The organism is Nocardiopsis listeri (genome assembly GCF_020741345.1).
Taxonomy (GTDB): domain Bacteria; phylum Actinomycetota; class Actinomycetes; order Streptosporangiales; family Streptosporangiaceae; genus Nocardiopsis; species Nocardiopsis listeri_A.
Genome location: NZ_DYZD01000233.1, coordinates 1 through 5,640 on the forward strand (window position 1 = coordinate 1; position 5,640 = coordinate 5,640).

The window sequence follows — 5,640 nt, forward strand, 5'->3', positions numbered from 1 at the left end:
CCTCCGGTCCAGGCCGCGTTCGCCAACGCGGCCCTGGCCCACGCGCTCGACTTCGACGACACCCATGATCGGGCCCGGATCCACACGACCACGGTCCTGCTACCGGCGGCCATGGCGGTGGCGGAGGCCACGGACGTGGGAGGGGACCGGGTGCTCCGTGCAGTGACCGTCGGGGCGGAACTGATGTGTAGATGGGCCCTGTCGGCTCTGGCCGACCCCCGCTCGCGAGCCGGCTCCTGGTACCTGACCCAGCTCCTGGGCGGGATCGGGGCGGCCGTCACAGCCGGCCTCGTGTACGGCCTGGACGAGGAGGAGTCGGTCTGCGCGGTCGGCCATGCGGTGGATCAGGCCTCGGGCGCCAAGGCCTCCTCCCAGGAGGGCGACGGTCGGTCCGTCTACCCGGGGTACGCCGTGGCACAGGGCGTGAGCGCCGTGCTCCTGGCGAGAGGAGGACTTCGGGGGGCGTCCGACGCGCTGGAAGGGGAGTCGGGTCTGTGGCGGACCCATCTGGGGGTGGAGGCCCCCGGACGGTTTCACCTGCCCGGGCCGGACGAGGAGTGGGAATCCGATGACGTTGTCGTCAAACCCTGGCCCGGCTGTCGGGCGGGGCACCCCTACATCGACGCCGTCCGCCGCCTGCCCGAGGAGATCCTTCGCGACCCGGAGGGGATCGAGGGGGTCACGGTGGCGGTCGACTCCGTCGGCGCGAGGCTGTGTCGTCCGCTGTCCAGGCGCAGGCGGCCGCGCACCTTGGCCGAGGCCGGTTTCAGCGTGCCGTTCATGGTCGCCCTGGCCCTGGCCCGAGAGGGAGCGGTGGACCTTCGCACCATGACCGGGCCCGCGTTAGGCGATCCGCTCGTCCTGTCGCTGGCGGACAGGATCGTCCCGGACCACCGGTTGTCCGACGGGTCGGGCTACGCGCGGGCCGAGGCGGTCGTGGTCCACAGGGGGAGGGAACTGTGCGTGACGGGCTCATCGTCGCCCGAACCGGGGCCGGTCGAACGCAGGGCCAAGTTCTCCTCGTGCCTGGAGCACGGAGGGTGGGGCCACCACGAAAAGGAACTGCGCGACGCGATCGAGGGCTTCGACGCGGCTCCCGCCCGGAACCTGTTCGACACCATCGAAGAATTCGAGCGGTCATCCGCTCATCCCGTGAACCTATGAGAAAGGCAGGACCGACATGGAACTCGAACACCTGAGGTACGAGGTCGAGAACGGAATCGCCACCGTCACCTTCGACCGCCCCCCGGTGAACGCCCAGAACCGGCGCACCCGCGAGGAACTGATCTGGGTCTTCGACACCATCAGCGGCAGCGACCACATCAAGGCCGCGATCCTCACCGGTGGTGGACGGACCTTCTCCGCGGGGGCCGACATCAAGGAACGCTCCCAACTGGTGGCCGAACCCGGAACCTACTTCGCGCACAACCGGGTCACACGGGAGAGCTTCTTCGCGATGGCCGACTGCGCCAAACCCGTGATCGCGGCGATCAACGGCCCGGCCATCGGAGCGGGATACGCCGCGGCGGCGTGCTGCGACATCCTCCTCGCCGCCCAGGACGCCTGGATCCAGATGCCCGAACTGGACCGGGGGCTGGCGGGCGGCGCCAAGTTCTTGACCCAGCACTTCTCCCGCTCGACCTCCCGCATGCTGTTCTTCACCGGGCGCAAGATGGGTGCGGAAGAACTGTGGCGTCAGGGGGTCGTGTCCGAGGTCGTCCCCGGTCCGGACCTGCTCCCCCTCGCCAGGGAGATCGCCACCGAGATCGCGGAGAAGAGCCCGATCGCGATGCGCAAGGCCAAGGCCGCATTCAACGCGGTCGAGGAGATGCCGCACCGGGACGGATACCGCTTCGAGCAGACCGTCACCTACGAGCTCTCCCACACCGCCGACGCCGCCGAGGCGCGTAACGCCTTCCTGGAGAAGCGGGCCCCTCGCTTCGAGGGGAGATGACGTTGAGCGAACGGTCGTTGGAGGGACGCACCGCCGTCGTCACCGGAGGGTCGTCCGGTATCGGATGGGAGATCGCGTGGCGTCTCGCGCGCCAGGGTGCGGACCTGGTGATCGGTGACCTCGACGTGAGCACCGCGAGGGAACGGGTCGGCCGGTTGACCTCGGCCGGTGCCCGCGCCACCGCCCTGGAGTGCGACGTCACGTCGGAGGAGGACGTCACGGCCCTCGCCCAGGGGGCCCTGGAATGGTCGGGACGGTTGGACGTCTTCGTCAACAACGCCGGCATCACCCGGGACGCGGTCATGCGAAAGATGACGTTGGAGGACTTCCGGCAGGTCATCGACGTCCACGTGATCGGGAGCTGGCTCGGGACGCGCGCGGCGGTCGCCGCCATGCGCACAGCGGGCAACGGTGGGTCGATCGTCAACATGTCCTCGATCTCCGGGAAGGTCGGAAACCCTGGACAGACCAACTACAGCGCGGCCAAGGCCGGGATCGTGGGCCTGACCAAGGCCGCCGCCAAGGAGGCCGCGCGGCACGGCATCCGGGTCAACGCGGTCCAACCCGGTCTGATCCGCACGCCCATGACCGAGGGCATGGACCAGGACGCCCTGAACTCGGGGCTGGCCCAGGTACCTCTCGGGCGCATCGGGGAACCGGAGGAGGTCGCCGGCGTCGTGCTCTTCCTCGCAGGCGACCTGTCCTCCTACATGACCGGAACGGTCATGGAGGTCACCGGTGGCAGGCACATGTGAACGGCTCACGAAACCCGAATCCGGGGGGAGAACACATGGGATCGGAAGTCTTCGTGCTCGACGCGGTTCGGACACCGATCGGTCGCCACGGAGGGGGCCTTTCCGGTACGCGCCCCGATGACCTCGCGGCACACGTCCTGCGGAGCCTGGTCGCCCGATCCTTCGAACTCGATCCCTCCGAGATCGATGACGTGGTGCTCGGCAACGCCAATGGGGCGGGGGAGGAGAACCGTGACGTGGCCCGGATGGCGGTGCTCCTCGCGGGGCTTCCCGTCTCCGTTCCCGGCAGCACCGTCAACCGACTCTGCGGATCCGGCCTGGAGGCGGTCTCCGCGGCGTCCCGGATGATCGCCACCGGCGACGCGTCGCTGGTGGTCTCCGGCGGTGTCGAATCGATGAGCAGGGCGCCATGGGTGCTGGCCAAGCCGGGGCGTGCCTTCCCCCGAGGGGACGAGACCCTGCACTCCACCACCCTGGGTTGGCGCATGGTCAACCCGCGCATGCCCGAGGAGTGGACGGTCTCGTTGGGGGAGGGGGCCGAGATCCTGGCCGACGAGTTCGGGATCTCGCGCTCGGACCAGGACGCGTTCGCCGTGCGCAGTCACCGTGCCGCCCACGACGCATGGCGGGCGGGACGCTTCGCCGATGAGGTGGCGCCCGTGCCGGGAACCGACCTCCTCCAAGACGAGAGTGTTCGCCCCGACACCTCGACGGAGGCCCTCGCCCGGCTCCGCCCGGTCTTTCGGAAGGACGGCACAGTCACGGCGGGCAATTCCTCGCCCCTCAACGACGGGGCCTCGGCCGTGCTGTTGGGCGACGAGCGTGCGATCACCCGCACCGGGAGACGACCCTTGGCCCGCGTCGTCTCCCGAGCCGTCACCGGGGTGGACCCGCAGCGGTTCGGGATCGGTCCCGTCCAGGCGGCGAACAAGGCCCTCGAACGGGCCGGGATCGGCTGGGACGACGTCGACGTCGTGGAGCTGAACGAGGCCTTCGCCGCCCAGTCGCTCGCCTGCCTGGCCTCCTGGCCCGAACTCGATCCGGACAAGGTGAACCCGAACGGTGGGGCCATCGCGTTGGGCCACCCCCTGGGTTCCTCCGGGAGTCGGATTCTGGGAACCCTCGCCTGGGAACTGCACCGCAGGGGCGGCGGGTACGGTGTCGCCGCCCTGTGCGTCGGGGTCGGACAGGGGATCGCCATGGTCGTGGAGGGGATCGCCTGAGGCCGGCTCCCTGACGGGACCGAGCGTGGCTCGCGGTGCGGTGGCCGTACACGGTGCGGTGCCGTGTACGGCCACCGGCCGTAGTGACGGAGGTCGGGCCGCGCACGTCCACTCGTGCGATGGAGGGCCTGTCGGCCGCAGGCCCGTGGTGGGCGGAGTTCCGGGGGCAGATCTCCGTGATTTGTCCGTTTCGCGAACATGCGTGTCACATCTGCGTGATTGCGCGGTCGGGTCTTGCGCTCTAAGTTCGGTTAGGCAACCCTTACCTTCTGGGGGCGGTCCTCGGTGTGCGCACCGAACGGCCTTCCTCGGCGTACTCCCATGACCTCACCGAACGTCGCAGTGTCGAATCGGTGAGCCATGCGAGCAAGGGCGGGTTGCGCGGACTTCAGGGGCACCTCGCCCCACAACCGAAAGGACACCATGCGCCACGTGACAAGGACGGTCGCCCTCTCCACGGCCGCACTGCTGGCGGTCGGACTCGTGGCGTGCTCTTCGGACACCCCCGACGGGGAGGCCCAGGCCTCCGGGGACTGGACACCGATCACCATCGAGCACGCCCTGGGCACCACCACCATCGAGTCCCAGCCCGAGCGGGTCGCCACCGTCGCCTGGGCCAACCACGAGGTCCCCCTCGCACTGGGCGTGGTCCCCGTCGGTATGGCCGCCGCCAACTTCGGTGACGACAACGACGACGGTGTCCTGCCCTGGGTGGAGGAGAAGCTCGAGGAACTCGACGCCGAGACCCCCGTTCTGTTCGACGAGACCGACGGCATCGACTTCGAGGCCGTTGCCGACACCGCCCCCGACGTCATCCTGGCCGGCTACTCCGGCCTGACCCAGGAGGAGTACGACACCCTCAGCGAGATCGCGCCCGTCGTCGCCTACCCCGAGACCCCGTGGGGCACCGCCTGGCGGGAGATGATCGAGTTCAACAGCAAGGGCCTGGGCCTGGAGGAAGAGGGCCAGGAGCTCATCGGCGAGCTGGAGACCGAGATCGAGGCCACCGCGGCCGAGTACCCGCAGATCGAGGGACAGGCCACCATGTTCCTCACCCACGTGGACACCACCGACCTCAGCGAGGTCAGCTTCTACACCGCCCACGACACCCGGTCGATGTTCTTCGAGGACCTGGGCATGACCACCCCCGGCAGCATCGCCGACGCCACGGCCGAGACCGACCAGTTCGCCCTGACCCGCACCGCCGAGCAGGCCGACGTCTTCGACGACGTCGACATCATCGTCACCTACGGCGGTGAGGACCTGGTCGAGGCCCTGGAGGGCGACGAACTGCTGTCCCAGATGCCCGCCGTGGAGAACGGCGCCGTGGTGAACCTGCCCGGCGACAACCCGCTGGGCACCGCCGCCAACCCCACCCCGCTGTCCATCTCCTGGGTCCTGGACGACTACCTGTCGCTGCTGGCCGAGGCCGCGGACGGGGCGCAGTGACCTCGACCGTCACCCCGCCGGTCGCCGGGGACGTCGCCGCCGTGCGACGCCCCCGGCGGCTTCGGGTCCTGTGGTTGCCCGCCATGGTCCTGGTCCTGGCGGCCCTGATGTTCGCCTCCGTGGCGGTGGGCTCGCGCGAGGTCGGCTGGGCCGACATCGTGGCCGCGCTCGGCGGTTCGGCGGAGGGCTTCGACCAGGCCGCCGTCGCCAAGCGCATCCCCCGTACCCTGCTGGCCGTGCTCGCCGGTGCCGCCTTGGG

The 5,640-nt window shown here is 69.8% G+C and carries 6 protein-coding genes; all 6 read left to right on the forward strand.

Translation table 11 applies throughout. The features are described 5' to 3' along the window. A partial coding sequence (locus tag K8V84_RS12415) for an MmgE/PrpD family protein (protein ID WP_304074322.1) occupies positions 1–1,164 on the forward strand: 1,164 nt, incomplete at its 5' end. 16 nt (positions 1,165–1,180) lie between these two features. Further along, positions 1,181–1,954 (forward strand): enoyl-CoA hydratase/isomerase family protein, encoded by a 774-nt coding sequence (locus tag K8V84_RS12420; RefSeq protein ID WP_304074323.1) that lies wholly within the window; start codon positions 1,181–1,183, stop codon positions 1,952–1,954. Beyond that, positions 1,951–2,709 (forward strand): 3-oxoacyl-ACP reductase FabG, encoded by a 759-nt coding sequence (gene fabG, locus K8V84_RS12425; RefSeq protein WP_304074325.1) that lies wholly within the window; start codon positions 1,951–1,953, stop codon positions 2,707–2,709. Before K8V84_RS12420 ends, fabG begins: the two co-directional genes overlap by 4 nt. A 35-nt stretch (positions 2,710–2,744) precedes the next feature. Further along, positions 2,745–3,932: a thiolase family protein gene (locus tag K8V84_RS12430; RefSeq protein ID WP_304074326.1), complete on the forward strand. Its 1,188-nt coding sequence runs from the start codon at positions 2,745–2,747 to the stop codon at positions 3,930–3,932. Positions 3,933–4,355: 423 nt separating this feature from the next. Next, a complete protein-coding gene (locus tag K8V84_RS12435) occupies positions 4,356–5,381 on the forward strand; it encodes an iron-siderophore ABC transporter substrate-binding protein (RefSeq protein ID WP_304074328.1) in 1,026 nt (341 codons plus the stop codon). After that, positions 5,378–5,640, forward strand: a 263-nt coding sequence (locus tag K8V84_RS12440) for an iron chelate uptake ABC transporter family permease subunit (RefSeq protein ID WP_304074330.1), incomplete at its 3' end; no start/stop codon positions are given. The genes K8V84_RS12435 and K8V84_RS12440, both read left to right, overlap by 4 nt.